General features: G+C 54.6%; 18 protein-coding genes. 5 read left to right on the top strand and 13 right to left on the bottom strand.

Annotated elements, in window-relative coordinates:
• Positions 1 to 566: 566 nt before the first annotated feature.
• From B9Z39_RS16655 to B9Z39_RS16630, 6 genes are all read right to left on the bottom strand, one after another.
• Positions 567 to 2339, bottom strand: a complete 1773-nt coding sequence (locus B9Z39_RS16655; RefSeq protein WP_108302700.1) for a hybrid sensor histidine kinase/response regulator — start codon at positions 2337 to 2339, stop codon at positions 567 to 569.
• Positions 2336 to 2962 (bottom strand): response regulator transcription factor, encoded by a 627-nt coding sequence (locus B9Z39_RS16650; RefSeq protein WP_108302698.1) that lies wholly within the window; start codon positions 2960 to 2962, stop codon positions 2336 to 2338. The genes B9Z39_RS16655 and B9Z39_RS16650 overlap by 4 nt, the downstream gene beginning before the upstream one ends.
• Positions 2963 to 3119: 157 nt before the next feature.
• Complete coding sequence (locus B9Z39_RS16945) at positions 3120 to 3545, bottom strand: hypothetical protein (protein WP_146183352.1); 426 nt, start codon at positions 3543 to 3545, stop codon at positions 3120 to 3122.
• 697 nt (positions 3546 to 4242) lie between these two features.
• The gene (panD, locus tag B9Z39_RS16640) at positions 4243 to 4647 is read right to left on the bottom strand and encodes an aspartate 1-decarboxylase (RefSeq protein WP_108302694.1); all 405 of its coding nucleotides are present in this window, start codon (positions 4645 to 4647) and stop codon (positions 4243 to 4245) included.
• A 34-nt stretch (positions 4648 to 4681) separates the two neighbouring features.
• The gene (locus tag B9Z39_RS16635) at positions 4682 to 6010 is read right to left on the bottom strand and encodes a TIGR03862 family flavoprotein (RefSeq protein WP_255416834.1); all 1329 of its coding nucleotides are present in this window, start codon (positions 6008 to 6010) and stop codon (positions 4682 to 4684) included.
• Positions 6007 to 6810: an exodeoxyribonuclease III gene (locus B9Z39_RS16630; protein ID WP_199221237.1), complete on the bottom strand. Its 804-nt coding sequence runs from the start codon at positions 6808 to 6810 to the stop codon at positions 6007 to 6009. The genes B9Z39_RS16635 and B9Z39_RS16630 overlap by 4 nt, the downstream gene beginning before the upstream one ends.
• On the opposite strand from B9Z39_RS16630, the gene pyrE reads away from it, so the two are divergent.
• Positions 6809 to 7507, top strand: coding sequence for an orotate phosphoribosyltransferase (gene pyrE, locus B9Z39_RS16625; RefSeq protein WP_108302692.1), 699 nt, complete (start codon positions 6809 to 6811; stop codon positions 7505 to 7507). The two genes, B9Z39_RS16630 and pyrE, sit on opposite strands and share 2 nt — an antisense overlap.
• Before the next feature lie 6 nt (positions 7508 to 7513).
• On the opposite strand, the gene B9Z39_RS16620 is transcribed toward pyrE, so the two are convergent.
• The 6 genes from B9Z39_RS16620 to gatC all read right to left on the bottom strand — a co-directional run bounded on the left by B9Z39_RS16620 (position 7514) and on the right by gatC (position 13554).
• The gene (locus tag B9Z39_RS16620) at positions 7514 to 8068 is read right to left on the bottom strand and encodes a YitT family protein (protein ID WP_233249054.1); all 555 of its coding nucleotides are present in this window, start codon (positions 8066 to 8068) and stop codon (positions 7514 to 7516) included.
• 139 nt (positions 8069 to 8207) lie between these two features.
• On the bottom strand, positions 8208 to 9200 hold the full coding sequence (locus tag B9Z39_RS16615; protein ID WP_108302688.1) for a BsuBI/PstI family type II restriction endonuclease: 993 nt from the start codon (positions 9198 to 9200) through the stop codon (positions 8208 to 8210).
• A 5-nt stretch (positions 9201 to 9205) separates the two neighbouring features.
• Positions 9206 to 10225 carry a DNA cytosine methyltransferase gene (locus tag B9Z39_RS16610; RefSeq protein ID WP_199221236.1) on the bottom strand — a complete coding sequence of 340 codons (1020 nt, stop codon included), beginning with the start codon at positions 10223 to 10225 and terminating at the stop codon, positions 9206 to 9208.
• Between the two features lie 66 nt (positions 10226 to 10291).
• Positions 10292 to 11776 (bottom strand): Asp-tRNA(Asn)/Glu-tRNA(Gln) amidotransferase subunit GatB, encoded by a 1485-nt coding sequence (gene gatB, locus B9Z39_RS16605; protein WP_108302686.1) that lies wholly within the window; start codon positions 11774 to 11776, stop codon positions 10292 to 10294.
• A gap of 5 nt (positions 11777 to 11781) precedes the next feature.
• Complete coding sequence (gene gatA / locus B9Z39_RS16600) at positions 11782 to 13242, bottom strand: Asp-tRNA(Asn)/Glu-tRNA(Gln) amidotransferase subunit GatA (protein WP_108302684.1); 1461 nt, start codon at positions 13240 to 13242, stop codon at positions 11782 to 11784.
• 3 nt (positions 13243 to 13245) lie between these two features.
• Positions 13246 to 13554, bottom strand: coding sequence for an Asp-tRNA(Asn)/Glu-tRNA(Gln) amidotransferase subunit GatC (gatC, locus tag B9Z39_RS16595; RefSeq protein WP_100146670.1), 309 nt, complete (start codon positions 13552 to 13554; stop codon positions 13246 to 13248).
• A 175-nt stretch (positions 13555 to 13729) separates the two neighbouring features.
• On the opposite strand from gatC, the gene B9Z39_RS16590 reads away from it, so the two are divergent.
• Genes B9Z39_RS16590 through mrdA form a run of 4 tightly spaced genes read left to right on the top strand, consistent with a single transcriptional unit; the run spans position 13730 to position 18264 of the window.
• Entirely contained in the window at positions 13730 to 14773 is a 1044-nt protein-coding gene (locus B9Z39_RS16590) for a rod shape-determining protein (RefSeq protein ID WP_100146671.1), read from the top strand.
• 40 nt (positions 14774 to 14813) lie between these two features.
• On the top strand, positions 14814 to 15734 hold the full coding sequence (mreC, locus tag B9Z39_RS16585) for a rod shape-determining protein MreC (protein ID WP_100146672.1): 921 nt from the start codon (positions 14814 to 14816) through the stop codon (positions 15732 to 15734).
• A complete protein-coding gene (mreD, locus tag B9Z39_RS16580; RefSeq protein WP_100146673.1) occupies positions 15731 to 16261 on the top strand; it encodes a rod shape-determining protein MreD in 531 nt (176 codons plus the stop codon). Before mreC ends, mreD begins: the two co-directional genes overlap by 4 nt.
• Positions 16258 to 18264, top strand: a complete 2007-nt coding sequence (gene mrdA / locus B9Z39_RS16575; RefSeq protein WP_108302682.1) for a penicillin-binding protein 2 — start codon at positions 16258 to 16260, stop codon at positions 18262 to 18264. The genes mreD and mrdA overlap by 4 nt, the downstream gene beginning before the upstream one ends.
• 9 nt (positions 18265 to 18273) lie before the next feature.
• Here mrdA and B9Z39_RS16570 read toward each other — a convergent pair whose 3' ends face one another.
• Positions 18274 to 19032, bottom strand: a complete 759-nt coding sequence (locus B9Z39_RS16570; RefSeq protein WP_108302702.1) for a TSUP family transporter — start codon at positions 19030 to 19032, stop codon at positions 18274 to 18276.
• Positions 19033 to 19132: the final 100 nt, after the last annotated feature.

Genomic DNA, 19132 nt, shown 5'->3' with positions numbered 1-19132 from the left:
GTGTTGGCTCGCATCCACAGCCACCCAAATGCCCGCATCGAAGAGTTACTTCCGCACTGCTGGAAGCCCGCAAGTCCGACCGTGTGAACACTCGCCCACAAAATAGGTGGGAAGACCGGACGCTCACGGAGAGCGCGAGGAGCTGCGGGTCAATTTCAAGGCTTCCCCCAGTTTCTGGGAAATTCATACTCAAAATATCGAGCCAGGATGCCCAAATCCCTGTTCTAAACTTTGTTATCAAAGTTCGAGGGAAGGCGAGTTCGCCCAGTCTGGAGGCCGGAAATCGCTTATAAACAGGGCATGTTCAACACTTTGACGTTGGCGCTTTAGCATGCGATTTGTGCGAGTTTCAAACTATGACCGCATGTTCTAAACATTGTTATAAAACCCCTATATACCGTGCGCGTGAGCTTGTCGAGCTTGTTACATGGAAATCTACGTATCCAAGCACAAGGTTTCTAAGCAATAGGGCATACATAGAGGTATGCACAACACGCCTACACGTCTACTACTCAATATCGGTCACGCCATCGACCACATGTCCTGCCGGGTGTTTGGTTGATATTTCAAAGTGCCTTTTCAGAAAAAATTATTTTTTCAATGGCTGCTGCGACATCATGAAAACTAATCGGCTTGTGCAGCACTTGTACATTTAGCTGAGCAAATAAATTGATATGAGATGGTGATGTATCGGCTGTGACGATGATGGCGGGTATTTCTTCGTTGTAGTTATCTCTCAGCTTTTGTATGAGCACATCGCCAGTGCTGTGACTCAAACGGTAATCGCTCAAGATGCAATCGATACGATCAATCGTCACAAGTTGATCGTCAAGTTCACTCGGGTGCTCTGACAGTACATGAACGTACGCCCCTTTGTTGGCAAGGGTTTGCTTATAGGCTTCAACGATGATGGGGTTGTCTTCAATCACTGCGATGTATTTGCCTTGAAGACTACGGTGTGAATCCTGCGTCTTGTGCGCCGGTTGTGCGGCATGGATACCTTCTTCATTTGTAGAGACTGGAAACGGCGTGATCACTGTGAATTTCGCGCCTTGTCCCGGTGTCGACATTACGCCAATGTCAGCGCCGATGAGGTCGCATAAACGTTGAACGATGGACAGCCCAAGCCCCAGACCATCATGCAGTTCTCGTGTTTTGTCTGCGCGGTAGAACTCATTGAAGATCTGCTGTTGCTCTGATGCAGCTATTCCGCATCCTGTGTCACTGACGTCGATGATCAAACAACCGTTCTCAGACTCAAAACGTACGCTGACTTGACCGCTTTCCGTGTATTGAATGGCATTTGAAACCAGGTTGCCAACGATTTGTTGAAGCAGTAGTTTGTCCCCACGCACCAACAAGTTGGGGTGGTTGATATTAAAAATTAAACCTTTGTTTGTTGCTTTGGATTCCGTCAGATCGCGAATAGTGGTTGCGAATTCGTCCAAAAGGAAAACACGATGGGTAACTTGCATCGCATCTGCATCGAGTTTGCTGATGTTCAACAAAGAGTCAAACATCGCATTCAGCGTGGTGATACCGTTTTTAATTTTCGAAAGAGATTTCTTTTCTACCGTGGGTAAGTTGTTTAAGTTGATCAAATCTAAATAGACGTTAACGGCATGCATGGGCTGACGTAAATCATGGCTCGCGACTGCAATGAACTTGGATTTAGCCACATTGGCTGCAATCGACTGATCTCGCTCAGTCGCCAACTCTTGGTAAAGACACTCGTTGCGAAATCTGAGGCGCACTGAATCTTCAAAAATTTTGGCGAAGTTTTTAGCAATGCTTAGGACGACGATGTATAGCGACGCTAAACCTACGGAAAATGGCCACGGGAAAATGTGGACAGACCATAAAACCGTACTCAATGAGGGAATCATGATGGGCAGTGTGAACGCAAAAAACGTGGCAGAGTTCACGCTGTATGCAAACATGCTCGAAATCATCGCAGCCGTGGTCATGTAGACATAAATCATCCGATTCACCATCAGCAAATCAGGCGCCATCAAAATCCAACCTAAGCCCCAACCAAAACCAACGATTCCAACCGCGTAAGTCACGATTTTTAAATCACGCTGTGGATTGAGAATTTTCTCAGCCTCGTATTCCAGTTTAAAAATCATCCATGTTCGAATGACGATCACAATGAACATATAACCGAGCCAAATTGCTAAATGTGAGGGGTGCACCTCATCTTTGAACATCGGTATGCAGAGCAAAGGTGCCAATACATTTGCAACCGTAGCTGAGCGTGCTGCTTTTGTGATGTGGGCCGATTTTTCACGCAGCAGATAGACGTTGTTGACCTCGTTGGCTGTTAATTCAAGCGTCATTGCAAAATTTGATGCTTTTGGGCTTTAAGTACGGCTTGCGTCCTGTTAAACACGCGCAGCTCTTTGAATATTTGATTGATGTGAATCTTGACGGTTTGTTCGCTGATGTCTAAGTAATCGGCAATCACTTTGTTTGAATGGCCTTGCGAAATCAAATTAAGAACTTCTAGCTGCCGTTGTGTCAGGCGAAACTCTTTAGGCTTGACGCTTTCATTGATCGCGACATAGTCGCTTTGAAGTGTCACCAGAGGCTTGAGCTTGCGAATCATGAATTCGGCGGTGCTATTTTTCGACAGAAACATAGTGGCACCAGCAGAAACTGTTTTCGGTTCCCACGCGTGTTCGTCAAGACCAGAAATTGCCACAACTTGTTGAACGTTGTGCCGCTCTTTGAAAACTTTGATTCCGGCCAAGCCACTCAGCCCCGGCATCAAAATGTCAAGCAAAATGACCCATTGCTTGTTCGTGTTTTCAATAAGTTCTAGGCCTTCGTTGGTGCTGCTTGCGACGACAACTTCAATACCATCCTCAAAAAATTCATGTGTAAGTTTTTCGCTCAACGCATCACGGTAAACCGGATGGTCGTCAACGATAAGCACGGACTTTTTGAAAATTGCATTCATGTTCGAGCGATGCTACAGGTGTGTACTGATTGCATCAACTGAACTTTAGTTACATATCTGTCATCGTGATGCTGCATTCACTCATGAGTAACTAAAAATGCTTCATTTATATTTAATATATTGTTTTTTATGTGTATTTTTAAAAAACTGTGATGCACTACTGAAAGAGATTTTCGCTCACGATCTCTGCCAATTTGTGGCAAATTCTTACAGCCATGATTTTGGGTGCCGTTGCAGACTGAACGGTTCCTTGACCAACCGGGCCGTCGTAGTCGTAGTAAGACTGAGACAAACCATGCACATACTTTTTGTATGAAAAAAGTCGATATGACTCGCCGTTTGCGCATTTGCCTGCGAAGACAAATGTTTCTTCGTCGTTGCCAAGGGCCACGCGCATTTTTTCATCTGCTGCGCTGTCTGGCACGCCAGCCTCAGAGCCTTCACCCCATCTGAAATCGATAGGAGCTTGTGCAGCAGTTCGGTAGTTTGATGATGTTGGCGAACCACGCAGAAAGAGCATGGACGCTGTGCTGATACTGGCAATAGATAAAAGCAACGCGATCAGAATACTGGGCTTCTTCATGATTTAACTACCTTGTCCCCATGAGATTTCCGTTTTGACTTCAGGCGATGCTGTGTAGTTAGACGCTGTTGGGTAAATTCGAGAAAGAAGGGTGATGGAGACGATGCTGATAAGGGCGATGAATGCTGTTGATATCAAAGACATGACGATGACAAATCTCATGGGGATAGCTGAATTAAGAAAATGAAAATCGTAGTGGCAGCTCCATACAAACTCAATAACAAATACGCTCTAGAACCAATGTGTCGTGTCACTGTGTAAAGCAAAACGCAAGACGAGTTTTAGATCGCACGTTTGTAATCGTGCTGCGTTTTGTCAAAATGTGCCCGCAATTACTTCGTCTGGCTTCTTCATAAGCTCTGAGTGTGCGCGTGAATAATCTTGGGAAATGTTTTCAATCTTTATCGGCGGAGCAATTCCTACAGCCGGCTGTATTTCAGAGGTCGGCAAAGTAAATCTGCATGTGAACCCCTTGATAAGTTGTGCTTAGGCACATTCAACTGTGTGCAAGGGGCGAAGACAATCAACGCTTAGTTCTAGACTTTATGTATTGCTAGCGATAGAGCACTTTGCTCTCGCATGGTGGAGAGCGTCTGTCAGCATCGCCGCTTTGGCGATTGACGCTTCAAGCGTAATTTAATTTACGCCCATAAAAAACCCCGCAAAGAGTGGTTTTAAAACTCAGTAAATCGGTAGCTCAACACTCATCCGTGCTATGCCCAGGCGCCGCCTGCGTGGGCACATGGTGGCGCAAGCCCACTTGTTGGTTCTTGTCATCCACAAACACCAGTTGAGGCTCATGGCCAGCTACCTGGTCTTCATGCACTTGCGCGAATGACGCAATGATCAACAAGTCGCCCACGCTGGCGCGACGTGCGGCAGAGCCGTTGACCGAAATCATGCCCGAGCCACGTTCACCTTTGATGGCGTAGGTGATGAAGCGTTCTCCGTTGTTGATGTTCCAGATGTGGACTTGCTCGTTCTCGCAAATGTTGGCTGCTTCGAGCAGGTTTTCATCAATCGCGCACGAGCCTTCGTAATGGAGCTCACATTGGGTGGTGGCAACGCGGTGAATTTTGGATTTGAGCAGGGTGCGGAACATGGTTCAAACAAGGGCGCGTGAGAGAAAGTACGAATCATAGTGGGCTCTGGTGCCTGTGTGCTTGCACATGCGCCAACACGCCGCCTGCGGCCACACGTCCACTGGCCAAGCAGGCTGTGAGCAAGTAGCCGCCAGTCGGTGCTTCCCAGTCAAGCATTTCGCCTGCCATGAACAGGCCTGGCTGGGACTGTGCCATCAAGTCTGCGGTGAGTGCTTCCAAACGCACGCCGCCCGCGCTGCTGATGGCCTCATCCAGTGGGCGTGCGGCATGCAGGGTGATGGGCAGGTGTTGGATGGTGTGTGCCAGTTGCGCAGGGTTGTGCATGGCTTCTTTGCTCAGCACTTCGTGCAGCAGGCCCATGTGCAAGTTGTTGAGGTTCAAGCGGCTTTTGAGGTGGCTCGACAACGACTTAGAACCACGCGGGTGTGACACCTCCTCCAGCACACGTTCAGCGCTCCATTCGGGGCGCAAGTTCAGGTGCAAGGTGGCTTGGCCTGAACGTTCAATCTCGTCGCGCAGCAAGGCCGACGCGGCATAGACCAAGCTGCCTTCCAGGCCTGTGGCCGTGGCCACAAACTCCCCTTTGCGTTTGAACACATGTCCCAACGAATCGGTGAATGACAGCTGCACCGACTTGAAGGCTTCTCCCGCAAAGCGGCTGGCAAAGTGTTCGCTCCACCCCAAGCGGTCATTTACTTGGACGTCAAAGCCACAGTTGGAAGGGCGCAGGGGCGCCACCTCAATGTTTTGCTCAGCAAGCCAGCTTTGCCACGCACCGTCAGAACCCAAGCGTGCCCAACTACCCCCACCCAAAGCCAGCAGCACCACATCGGCTTGTGCTGTGTGCGGGCCGTGCGGCGTGTCGAAGGTCAAGGTGAATGTGTGAGTCTGTGGCGTGGGGGTTGGCAATGGCTCGGACGTGTTGCGCGATAACTGGCCATTCCAGTGGTGGCGCATATGAAAGGTGACGGGTGTGCCTTGTGCGGGGTGACGCAAACGGTGCAGCCAGGCGCGCAACAGAGGCGCGGCTTTCATGTCGGTGGGAAACACCCGCTGCGAGGTGCCCACAAAGGTGTTGATCCCCAAGCCTTGCGCCCAATCCCGCGCAGCTTGGGGCCCAAAGCTGTGCAGCCACGGCGTGCAGGCTGCGCTGCGCTCGCCATAGCGCGTGACAAATTGCTCCAAGGGCTCGGCGTGGGTGAGGTTCAAGCCGCCTAAGCCTGCCAGCAAAAACTTGCGACCCACTGTGGGCATGGCGTCGTACACGTGCACGTCCACGCCTGTAGCGCTTAGTACCTCTGCGGCCATGAGCCCGGCAGGGCCAGCGCCGACGATGGCCACGATGGGGGCGCGGCGCGTCACAGCATGCCTTCGTAGTGCAGAGTGATCGGTGCGTGGTCAGAAAATTTTTCTTCTTTGTAGATGTGGGCAAACCGTGCCTTAGCTGCAAGGTTTGGCGTGGCCAATTGGTAATCCAAGCGCCACCCCACGTTGTTGGCATAGGCCTGACCGCGGTTGCTCCACCAGGTGTAGCAGGCGTCGGTGGTGTCAGGGTGGAGTTGGCGGTACACGTCGACCACGCCGGCTTCGGTGGTGAGTTGTGTCATCCAGGCGCGTTCCTCGGGTAAGAAGCCGCTGTTTTTTTGGTTGCCACGCCAGTTCTTCAAGTCAGCTTGCTGGTGGGCAATGTTCACGTCACCGCACAGCACAAATTCGCGCTCGGCTTTGAGCGCGCTAAGGTGCGGGTAGAGCGCGGCCAAAAAGCGGTACTTGGCCTCTTGACGTTCTGGTCCCGATGAGCCGCTGGGAAAGTAGCTGCTGATGATGGAGAGTTTTTGTGTGGGCGTGTCAAAACGCAGTTCGACATAGCGACCCTCAGAATCGAACTCGCCGCCATCAAAACCCACCACCACGTCGCTGGGTTCATGGCGGGTGTACACGCCCACGCCCGAGTAGCCTTTCTTCTCGGCGTACTGAAAGTGGCCATTCAAACCGGCGAGGGTGTCGAACTGGCCCTGCACATCGGCGGCTTGGGCTTTGATTTCTTGCACGCAAATACAATCGGGCTTGGCTTTATCGAGCCAAGCTTCAACGCCTTTGCGGGCGGCAGAACGGATGCCATTGAGGTTGAGGCTGGTCAGTTTGAACAAGGAATTTCCCATGACAGAAGGTACGGCAGCCAACAACGCGTTGGCGCAAGAATTTGTGCAATTCTCGCTGGATTGCGGTGTGCTGAAATTTGGGGAGTTCAAAACCAAGGCCGGGCGCATGTCGCCTTACTTCTTCAATGCTGGCTTATTTGACGATGGCGCGAAGCTGGGCAAATTGGCCAGCTTTTATGCGCAGCGTCTGATGCATAGCGGCATCGCGTTCGACATGATTTTTGGCCCCGCCTACAAAGGCATTCCACTGGGCGCAGCGGTGGCCATTGAGTTGGCGCGTTTGGGCAAGAACGTGCCGTTTGCCTACAACCGCAAAGAAGCCAAAGACCATGGCGAAGGCGGCAGTCTGGTAGGCGCGCCGCTCAAAGGCCGGGTGTTGATCGTGGATGACGTCATGAGCGCAGGCACTGCGGCGCGTGAATCGATTGCCTTGATCAAGGCCGCAGGCGCCACGCCGCATGCGGTGGTGATTGCCCTGGACCGCCAAGAAATGGCGACCGAGAAAAAAGCAGACGGCACCATCCAAGACGTGCCCTACAGCGCGGTGCAGTATGTGCGTGAACAAGTGGGCTTGCAGGTGTGCGCCATTGCGGAGCTGAGCGACTTGCTGACTTACTTAAATGCCCAGCCGGGCAACGCCATGGGTGAGCATCTGGCGCGCACACAGGCGTATCGGGATCGCTATGGCGTGCGCTGAATCAGCTCACACGCCGTAGTAACGGTCGCTGCGGTGGTTGATGCCAATCACCATATTCAGAGCAACCGCACCCAGCAACGACAGCAAGGCTTTGCTGGCGTCTGAGACGGCAAAGGCGATGAGCAAGATGGCAAAGTCCACCGCCATTTGCACGTTGCCAGCACGCCAGCCGCGTGACTTTTGCAAGTAGACCGCCATGATGGTCACGCCGCCTAAGCTGGCGCCGTGGCGAATCAAAATCAAAATGCCGGTACCCGCCAACAGTCCCGCCATCACAGCCGCAAATACGGGGTTGAGGTGCGTGAACCCAATCCAGCGCGGCAGCACCTCCACATAAGCCGACAGCAAGCCCACCGCCGCAAAAGTTTTGAGGGTGAAGATGTGTCCCAGCTTGCGCCACCCAAACACATAAAACGGCAGGTTGATGACAAACAACACGCCGCCCAGCGAATAGCCCAACAGGTAATGCGCCAAAAACGCCACGCCTGTGGTCCCGCCGGTGAACAGACCCGCTTCGCGAAACAAACACACCCCCAAGGCCACGAACAAGCAGCCCGTCAAGAGACCTTGTGCGTCTTCCCACGCGCTGTGGGGCGCGGGGGCAGGGGTGAGGGTGTCGGGGTCTTGGGCGATGGCTTACTCCAGCTTCTCAGCAATATAAGAATTAGAGAAATACCTTAAGAAGTGGAAAATCAGACCGTCAAGACACACGATAAGGTCCGATAAATTTGTCGCCATTGAAATGAATCATGTGCTCTGGGGCCTCTGCAAGCCAAACCTCGGTTTCCCAAGCAATGTCATGTGCAAATTTGCGATAAGTTGTACGGTCAGGAAAAGCAGTGATGTAAACCACATCTGCGGTGCATTGAGCTGTCAATTGCTTAAGAGTTCGAAGTCGAAGTTCATTGATCGGGTTGGTTGTGGTCACAGCCTCGATGAGAAACAGCCAATTCTTTTGGGATGAGTAGGCGACTACATCCGGAAGCTTGTCGTGCGCCAGTTCAAAAAAATTCAAAGAAGTCAAACGCGGCGTATTGGAATACTTGTTTTTATCTTCGGTATCGCCGACGTATAACACCTCAGCGCCATGACCAAATAAGGGTAGAAAATCTTCAATGATTTGCTTTTGCAATTGATTGTGCTTGCCAGGACTAAAACTTAAAACTTGATCGTCGTTCAGCGTCACAGGAATTCGGGCCAAATCTCTCTTGCGGGAAAGTTCTTGAGCTAAGGTCGCCCTATCAGTCATGAATGACTCTAAAGCTGGTCTCCATGCGTTTGTACCGAAACATCGTACGACATGCGCTGCGCTTGGATTTAAGGCAAAACCACGTGTCCCATCGTTGGTGTTTGCATTCGGATTTTTTGCACTTCGCAGAACAACCAAGGCCTCAACAGGCAAGACCAAATCCTTGCGTCTGATATCGTCATAGGAGCCGGGAGAGATGCTTTCACCCAGATGAGAGTTCATAAAGCTGATGATTTGACGGCTTTGCAGTTGATGGCCGCCATCAGATGCGCTGTCTTTAGCATCTGACCAAAGCATGTCGGGAGTCATCCCTGCGACTGCCAAAAAAGCTTTGGCCATTTTTTCTTGCCTGCGCTCAGTCAGCCCAGTCATTGGAACCCCTAAAGCTGACAAGATCTCCAGTGCTTCGTGAGTTAGTTTTTGAGTTTTCTTGACTGAAACCATGAATATTAGGCTACCAGTAAATCCAGTTGCCTGGGCTGTTGGCGTTTGCGAATCTCTGAACTATTCAGACGCACTGTGGATTGCAAATAGTCCTTGAAGCAATTGGCAATCGCAAAGGCAAGCATGGGTGGCACAGCGTTTCCTACTTGGTTGAATGCACTCGTTTCGCTACCCTTGAAATCAAACCAGTCAGGGAAACTTTGTAGCCTTGCCCCCTCCCTGACGGTGAGGCGGCGGCGACGCCCGTCTTCTAAAACCAATCGATGCATGTCGCCTGTTGCGCCAGCCAGATTGCGGCAAGTCACTGTGCGGGATGGTCGATCTAGGTGTAAATCACGGGGAGTAATACAGTTAGAAGCTTTTTCATATTTGGCTACATAAGCATCCATGCTTGCAGTCAGGTACTTGGAATCTGCCGTTGACTCGACGGGAACTTTTTCTAGTGCTTGACCAGCAGTGACTTTCTGCGAGATGACGGACGGGTAGTGAAACTCTCCACGATGGCCTACCACGATGACTCGCTCGCGGTTTTGTGGAACAAGGTGATTGACGGCGTTCATCAGTTTGAACTCGACCACATAACCGAGTGACTCCAATTCTGAAATCACGAGATCAAGGTAGTCCTTGTTTTTGTACATCAATCCGCGGACATTTTCAAACATCCAAATATCAGGTTTGACTTGCTTGACGGCTGAAATGAAAGCCGGGAAGCCATCGCGCGCATCATGTAAGCCGTTTTGATGCCCGCCGACGCTGAATGGTTGACAAGGCGGTCCGCCTATGACGACCTGAGCTTTAGGAAAAGCATAGTTAGCGTCGAGTTTGACTTGCAGGCAATCACCGACGAGGTTGTGCTTGTAAGTTGCACAACAATCCGCATCCATCTCAAAGCCTAGGGTAGGGAATCCTTGAGCTTCAAAGCCGAGCGCCAACCCGCCACATCCGGCAAATAAATCCAGCACAAGTGGCATGCTGCTAATCGCTGGCTTGAGCACAGTGTTGATTTTGTCTGCGTAGGTTTTCAAGGGAAACTTTACCGTTCAAAACAAATTGAAAATGAGGTTCGATTTACTGCGAATTTTGATTGTCAGTTAACGGAGCTTCTTCATCAACAACGCATTCACCTGCGCCGGGTTGGCTTTGCCCTTGCTGGCTTTCATGATTTGACCCACCAAGCCATTGAGTGCTTTGGCGTTTCCGTCCTTGAACTCTTGCACGTTCTTGGGATTGGCGGCCAGCACTTCATCGACGATGGCTTCGAGGGCGCCACTGTCGTTCATTTGTTTGAGGCCTTTGGCTTCGATGATGGCGTCCACACGCGCAACGCTTGCCGACACGTCATGTCCGCTTTCGCTGCCTTCAGACCACAGCGCATCAAACACCTGTTTGGCCGCGTTGTTGCTGATGGTGTTGTCGGTGATGCGGCTGATCAACGCACCCAGTTGTGCGGCGCTGACGGGCAGGTTGTCAAATGTCACGTCGCCGGTGTTCAGGCGGCGTGACACTTCGCCCATGATCCAGTTGCTGGCCAGTTTGGGCTGGCCACAGGCTTGCGAGGTGGCTTCAAAGTAAGCCGCAGCGGCTTTGCTTTGTGTGAGCAAGGTGGCGTCGTAGTCGGGCAAGCCGTATTGCGTGACAAAGCGCTCGGCCATCACGCGGGGCAGTTCGGCCATCTCGGTTTTCACGCGCTCCACCCAGTCGCGACCAATCACCAGAGGGGGCAGGTCGGGGTCGGGGAAGTAGCGGTAGTCGGCGGCGTCTTCCTTGGTGCGCATGGCGCGAGTTTCGCCCGTGTCGGGGTCGAACAGCACGGTGGCTTGCTCAATCGCGTGGCCGTCTTCAAGCTGGTCGATTTGCCAGCGCACTTCGTAGTCGATGGCTTGTTGCATGAACTTGAAGCTGTTCAAGTTTTTGATCTCGCGGCGTGTACCGAGCTCGGCACCGGGCTTGCGCACCGACACGTTGGCATCGCAACGGAACGAGCCTTCTTGCATGTTGCCGTCGCAAATGCCAATCCAGGTGACGATTTTGTGCAGTTCTTTGGCGTAGGCCACGGCCTCGTCGCTGCTGCGCATGTCGGGCTCGGTGACGATTTCCAACAGCGGTGTGCCTGCGCGGTTCAAGTCGATGCCGCTTTGTCCAATGAAATCTTCGTGCAACGACTTGCCCGCGTCTTCTTCCAGGTGGGCACGCACCAAGCGCACCGTTTTGTGCACGGTTTCTTTGCCGATTTCCAAGAAGAACGACACCTCGCCGCCTTGCACCACCGGGATTTCAAATTGGCTGATTTGGTAGCCCTTGGGCAGGTCGGGGTAGAAGTAATTTTTGCGCGCAAAGATGCTGCGCTCCGCAATGTGTGATTTGACGGCCAAGCCAAACTCAATGGCACGCTCCACGGCGCCCACGTTCATCACGGGCAAGGTGCCGGGCAGCGCCATGTCCACGGCGCAAGCCTGGGTGTTGGGCTCGGCACCAAAGGCGGTGGGGGCGCGACTGAAAATTTTGCTCTGCGTAGAGAGTTGGGCATGGGTCTCGAAGCCGATCACGACTTCATAGCCTTGGACAAGTTTGCTCATAAGTCTTAAACCCCCGCTGGATGTTGGAGGTGGAAATCGGTGTTCATCTGGTACTGGTGCGCCACGTTGAGCAGCTGGGCTTCTTGCAGATAGTTACCAATCAGTTGCATGCCCACGGGCATATGTCCTGTGCCAAAACCCACCGGCAGGCTCATGCCGGGCAAGCCCGCCAGTGACGCGGGTAGGGTGAAGATGTCGGCCAGGTAGTCCGCTAGCGGATCGTTGGCGTTGTTGCCTAGGGTCCAAGCCACGGTGGGAGCCACAGGCCCGGCGATCACGTCACACTCGGCAAAGGCGCGTTGAAAGTCGTCGGCAATCATGCGGCGAATTTTTTGGGCTTGCAGGTAGTAGGCGTCGTAGTAACCGTGTGAGAGCACATAGGCGCCGGTCATGATGCGGCGTTTGACCTCTTCGCCAAAGCCTTCGGCACGGGTTTTTTTGTACATGCTCACCAAATCGGTGTAGTCCTGGGTGCGGTGGCCAAACTTCACCCCGTCAAAGCGGCTCAGGTTGGAGCTGGCTTCAGCGGGCGCAATGATGTAGTACACAGGAATGGACAACTCGGTACGCGGCAAGCTGATGGGCACCAGCTTGGCACCCAGGGTTTGCAGTTGGGTCAGCGCGGCATCGATGGCGCTGCGCACATCGCTGGCTAAGCCGTCGCCGAAAAACTCTTTGGGAATCCCCACACGCACACCGGCCAAACTGTTGTCCAGCTTGGCTGAGAAGTTCTCGGCAGGCACATCGAGTGAGGTGGAGTCGCGGTCCAGGTCGGGGCCGCACATGGCACTCAGCAGCAGAGCGCAGTCTTCGGCGCTGCGGGCCATAGGGCCGGCTTGGTCGAGGCTGGAGGCGTAGGCAATCATGCCGTAACGCGAGGCGCGGCCATAGGTGGGCTTGATGCCGGTGATGCCGCAAAACGCAGCGGGTTGGCGGATGGAGCCGCCAGTGTCGGTGCCGGTGGCGGCGGGGGTCAGGCCTGCGGCCACAGCGGCCGCACTGCCGCCCGATGAGCCGCCGGGCACGCGGGTGGTGTCCCACGGGTTGGTGACCGCGCCATAGGCCGAGTTTTCGTTACTCGAACCCATGGCGAACTCGTCGCAATTGAGTTTGCCCAAGCTCACCATGCCGGCTGAGCGCAAGCGCTGCACCACGGTAGCATCGAAGGGTGAGCGGTAGCCGTTCAAAATTTTGGAGCCCGCCGTGGTGGCGAAGTCGCGGGTCACAAACACGTCTTTGTGAGCGACGGGCACGCCTTCGAGCGGACCTGCTGTGCCATCGGCTAGCTTGGCGTCGCTGGCGCGGGCTTGAGCGAGGGTGACTTCGCTGTCGATGTCCAAAAAGGCGTTGTTCGGATTACCGCCAGTGCGGGCCAGAAAACGGGTCGCTACTTCGACGGCGCTGACTTGTCTGCTGCGCAAACTCTCGGCGAGCGCTTTGACGCTCAGGGTGTGCAAATCGGTCATGGCTTACTCAATCACTTTGGGAACCAAAAACAAACCGCGCTCCACGGCGGGGGCACTGCGTTGGTTGGCGTCGCGCTGGTTGGGCTCGCTCGCCACGTCAGGGCGCAGTCGCAGGTGGATGCCGCCTGTATTGGCCATGGCGTCGACCGGGTGGGCCATGGGCACCACGCCGGTGGTGTCGACGGCGCTGATTTGCTCGACGATGCTGAAAAAATCGTTGATTTTGCTCAGCATGCGCTGTTGTTCGTCAGGCTGGAGCTCAAGCCGGGCCAAATTGGCAATGCGGCTGATGTCTTGGTCGGTCAGGGACATACGTGTGCAGTCAAGGTTTATGGTCAAGGTGGGCGGTCTGTGAAAGGGGCGCGCCAGCCCGAAAAAACCCGTGTTTTATGGGGGATGCGGTATTATCTCGCCTTTGTGTCCGCGCCCGCGGGCACCACGAACAACGTGGTGATGCGCCTGTTGCGCATCGCCTGAGAGGACAGTGATGTTTGGATCTTTTCGTCGGTATTTTTCCACCGACTTGGCGATTGACTTGGGTACCGCCAACACCCTGATTTACGTGCGCGACAAAGGCATTGTGCTGGACGAACCTTCGGTGGTGTCGATTCGTCACGAAGGCGGCCCGCAAGGCAAAAAAACCATTCAAGCCGTGGGCCACGAAGCCAAGGCCATGTTGGGCAAAGTGCCCGGCAACATCGAGGCAATTCGTCCCATGAAAGACGGCGTGATCGCCGACTTCACGGTGACCGAGCAAATGCTCAAGCAGTTCATCAAGATGGTGCACCCCCGCTCGGTGTTGAAGCCCAGCCCCCGCATCATCATTTGCGTGCCTTGCGGCTCGACCCAGGTGGAGCGCCGCGCCATTCGCGAATCGGCCTTGGGCGCTGGGGCCTCAGAGGTGTATTTGATCGAAGAGCCGATGGCTGCTGCCATCGGTGCGGGCTTGCCCGTGTCGGACGCCTCCGGGTCGATGGTGGTCGACATTGGCGGTGGCACCACCGAAGTGGGCGTGATTTCGCTCGGCGGCATGGTCTACAAAGGCAGCGTGCGCGTGGGTGGCGACAAGTTTGACGAGGCCATCATCAACTACATCCGTCGCAACTACGGCATGTTGATTGGCGAGCCCACGGCAGAAGCCATCAAAAAGAAAATCGGTTCGGCTTTCCCTGGCTCTGAAGTCAAGGAAATGGAAGTCAAGGGCCGCAACCTGTCTGAAGGCGTGCCACGCTCGTTCACCATTTCGTCGAACGAAATCTTGGAAGCCCTGACCGACCCGCTCAACAACATCGTGTCTGCGGTTAAGAACGCGTTAGAGCAAACGCCACCCGAGCTGGGTGCGGACATTGCCGAGCGCGGCATGATGCTGACAGGTGGCGGTGCGTTGTTGCGCGACTTGGACCGCTTGCTGGCTGAAGAGACCGGCTTGCCCGTGTTGGTGGCCGAAGACCCACTGACGTGTGTGGTGCGCGGTTGCGGTTTGGCCTTGGAGCGCATGGAGCGTTTGGGCTCTATCTTCACCAGCGAATAAGCTGGCCGATCACCCCACCTACAACTGAACTCGGCACCCCATGCCACTTGGCACGCTGGACAGATCGCCACCGGCCTTTTTCAAACAAGGCCCCTCGGCCATCTCCAAACTGTTGTTCTTCAGCGCCTTGTCGGTGCTGTTGATGGTGGCTGATGTCCGCTTTGGGGTGACACAGCCGATCCGGGCTGTACTTTCCGTGGCTTTGTACCCGGTGCAGTGGTTGGCTTTGCGCCCCCAGATGATGGCTGAGTACAGCAGTGACTACATGCAGGCCCGTGATGTGGCACAAGCCGCTGAGCGGCAAGCACGTCAGCAGCTGTTGGTGCAAGCCCAACGATCGGGACAGGTGGAGCAACTGGCGCTGGAAAACCGTCAATTGCGCGAGCTACTGGGATTACGCGAGCGTTTGAGCACGACAGGCGTGGCTGCCGAGGTGTTGTATGACGCGGCCGACCCGTACACCCGCAAACTGATTGTGGACAAAGGCATGACCCACGGTGTCAAGGCTAGCTCACCGGTGATGGATGAGCATGGCATCTTGGGTCAAGTCACGCGTGTGTTGCCCCTGGTGAGTGAGGTGACGCTGGTCACTGACCGCGAGCATTCGATTCCTGTGCTCAACACCCGCACGGGTGCGCGTGGCGTGGCCTTTGGCGAGGCCGGTGGCGCGCCCCTGCTAGAGCTGCGTTTTATGGCTACCAATGCGGACATCGAGGTAGGCGACTTGCTCTCTACCAGTGGTGTGGACGGCGTATACCCGCCGGGCATTCCAGTAGCCAAGGTGACCAAAGTAGAGCGTCGCGCTGAAACCGCATTTGCCCGCATCTTGTGTGAGCCAGTGGGCCACGTGCAAGGCGCACGTCACGTGATGGTTCTGGAGCCGCTGACCGACAAATTGCCTGCGCGGCCTCAGATTGACAAGCCGCAGCCCTTGGCCAACCTCAAAGGAGGTCGCCGATGATCATGCCGCGCGGTCATCAGTTGTTGCTGCCAGCCAGTCCTTGGTTTATTGGCGGCACGTTGCTGGCAGCTTTGTTGGTGAATATGTTGGTCAACATGAGTCTGATCGGTAATGCAGCGTGGATGCCTGACTTTCTGGCGCTGGTGTTGGTGTTTTGGTGTGTCCATCAGCCGCGCATGGTGGGCATCGGCGTCGCGTTTTTCTTTGGTGTGGTGACCGATGTGCACCAAGCGGCTTTGCTGGGGCAACACGCATTGACTTACACCGCATTGGGCTTTCTGGCGGTGATGGTGCATCGGCGCTTGTTGTGGTTCACTGTGCCGTCACAAGCCATGCAAGTGCTGCCTTTGTTTTTGACGGCCCATGCCTTGGAGTTGACCGTGCGCATGATGTCGGGCTCGGTGTTCCCGGGCTGGTCGATTGTGTTGGCACCGCTGCTCGAAGCCTTGTTGTGGCCAGCGGTCAGCGTGTTGTTGCTGGCGCCTCAAAGACGCGCGCCTAATCCGGATGTGACAAGGCCCTTATGAGGGTGATTCGCAACATCGAAGGCGACTTGCGCCGTTTCAGGGAGCGCATGGTGGTGGTGACGGCCGCCATTTTGGTGGCTTTTCTGGTCTTGGTGCTGCGGCTGTTTTATTTGCAGGTCATCCGCTACGAGGACCTGAACGAACAGGCCGAGAACAACCGCACGGCCATCGTGCCAATTGTTCCTAACCGTGGCGTCATCATGGACCGCAACGGCATTGTCTTGGCGACCAATTACTCGGCCTATACCTTGGAGATCACGCCCTCTAAATTGGTGGTACCACTCGAAGAGGTGATTGAGCAGTTGGCATCTGTCGTCGATATCCAAAGTCGCGACAAGCGCCGTTTTAAAAAACAAATGGACGAGTCCAAGAGTTTCGAGTCGGTGCCGATTCGTAACCGCTTGAGTGATGAAGAGGTGGCACGCTTTGCGGCGCAGCGCTACCGATTCCCTGGGGTTGAGATCAAGGCGCGCTTGTTTCGCAGCTACCCCTACAACGAGTTGGCCAGCCATGTGATTGGTTACATCGGGCGCATCAACCAGGCTGAAAAAGCCAAGATCGAAGAGTCGGAAGACTCTGGCAACTACCGCGGCACAGATTACATCGGCAAGCTTGGCGTCGAGCAAAGTTACGAAGCGCAATTGCATGGCACGACCGGGGTGCAAGAGATGGAGACCTCGGCCGGTGGCCGTGCTGTGCGGCGCCTCAACAGCAGCCAGGCGGTGCCGGGCAACAGTGTGGTGCTGTCGATCGACATCAAGCTGCAAAAGCTGGTGGAAGACCTCTACGGCAAACGTCGCGGTGCCTTGGTGGCGTTAGACCCGAAGACGGGTGAAGTTTTGGCTTTTGTGAGCAAACCCACCTTCGATCCGAACCTGTTTGTCGATGGCATTGACTTTGAAAACTGGCAGGCGCTCAACGAGTCGCCCGACAAGCCCTTGCTCAACCGTGCGTTGCGTGGCACCTATCCACCGGGGTCGACCTACAAGCCTTTCATGGCGTTGGCAGCCTTGCAAACGGGCAAGCGCGCTGAGAAAACCTTGATTCCTGACCCGGGTTACTTCATGTTTGGTAACCACCGTTTCCGTGACGACAAAGAAGGCGGGCACGGCATGGTGGACATGTACAAGTCCATCGTGGAGTCGTGTGACACTTACTACTACACCCTGGCGCGCGACATGGGCGTGGACCTGATGTACGAGCAAATGAAGCCGCTCGGCTTTGGACAAATCACGGGCATCGACATCTTGGGTGAATCGCGCGGTGTGTTGCCATCGACCGAATGGAAGCGCACCACCTATAAGAAGCCTGAGCAACAGCGTTGGTACTCGGGTGAAACCATTTCACTGGGGATTGGTCAGGGCTACAACAGCTTCACCATGTTGCAAATTGCGCATGCCACGGGCACGGTGGCGAACAATGGCTTGAAGATGAAGCCGCACTTGGTGCGTGAAGTGGTGGATGTCGAGACCAAGGTGGCCACCTTGGTGGCCAAAGAACCGGTGGGGCAATTGCCGTTGACGCCAGAGAACTTAGAGGTCATCAAGCGTGGCATGGTGGGCGTCAACATTGAAGGCACCTCGGCCAGCAGTTTTATTGGCGCGCAGTATGTGAGCGCCGGTAAGACAGGTACGGCGCAGGTTTACACCGTCAAACAAAACGAAAAATACAACGCCGCCAACATTGACGAGCGCATGCGCGACCATGCCTTGTTCATCGCATTTGCCCCGGCGGATGACCCCAAAGTGGCCTTGGCTATGGTGGTGGAAAACGCTGGCTTTGGTGCTCAAAATGCGGCACCGATTGCACGTCGTGTGTTTGACTTTGTGATCTTGGGCCAATACCCGGCGCAAGAAGACATTGATGCCGTGCAAAAGGGCCAAGCGACGCGCCCAATCGGCAAGCCACGCCCTGTGGCTACGGTGCCTTGGCCACCTAAGTCTGTAGAGGTGGATGAAGCATTGGCCGACAAAGCCAGTTTGGATCTCAAAGTCAAGCGTTGAGTTGAGTGGTTAACGCAAAAAAGCGTCGTAGCTTGTTTTGCAAATCAAGGCACTCACCACCACCAAGAACATGCCGCGCACAAAGCCTACACCGTGCTGCAAGGCCATGCGTGTGCCCAACAAGCTGCCTGCCACATTGGCCATGGCCAGTGGCAACGCCAGGTGCCACCAGACGTGGCCTTTCCAGGTGAAGAGCACCAACGCAGCGGCGTTGCTCGACAAATTGAGCAGCTTGGCCGCGACCGACGCATTCAAAAAGTCGTACCCCAACCAACGCACCAGCAAAAAGACGAAAAAACTGCCTGTGCCGGGGCCAAAGAACCCATCGTAAAAACCAATCGTCAGGCCCACAGCGCAAGTGGCCCACAGCTCGGCGCGACCTTCAAAGCGTGGCCGGTGGTGACGGCCCATGTCTTTGCGCGCCAGTGTGTACAGCAGCACGGCAAAAAGCACCAAGGGCAACAGGCGACGTAAAAAGTCGGGTGAGATAAGGGTGACCCACCACGCGCCTGCAAACGACCCGGCCATGGCCAAACCTGCGGCTGGCAGCAGTGCACGCCAGCGCATGGACACGCGTTGGCTGTATTGCCAGGCAGCAAAGCTGGTGCCCCAGACGGAGGCGCTTTTGTTGGTGCCTAGCAGGGTGGCGGGCGTGGCAGCGGGATAAACGGCAAATAGGGCGGGCAGCAAAATCAAGCCGCCGCCACCGACGATCGAATCCACAAAACCAGCCAGCGCCGAGGCGAAGGTGGCGATCAAAAGTTCCATGCGGGGATTGTGGTCTGAAATGAAGAGGGCAAAAGCAAAAGGCACCGGGATCAACCGGTGCCTTTTCCTATCAACGCTCTGTGAGCAGAGCTGTTTGTAT

The organism is Limnohabitans sp. JirII-29 (genome assembly GCF_003063395.1).
In the GTDB taxonomy this organism is placed as follows: domain Bacteria; phylum Pseudomonadota; class Gammaproteobacteria; order Burkholderiales; family Burkholderiaceae_C; genus Limnohabitans.
The sequence above is the reverse complement of the archived record's forward strand: the minus strand, read 5'-3'. Positions and strand labels throughout refer to the sequence as shown.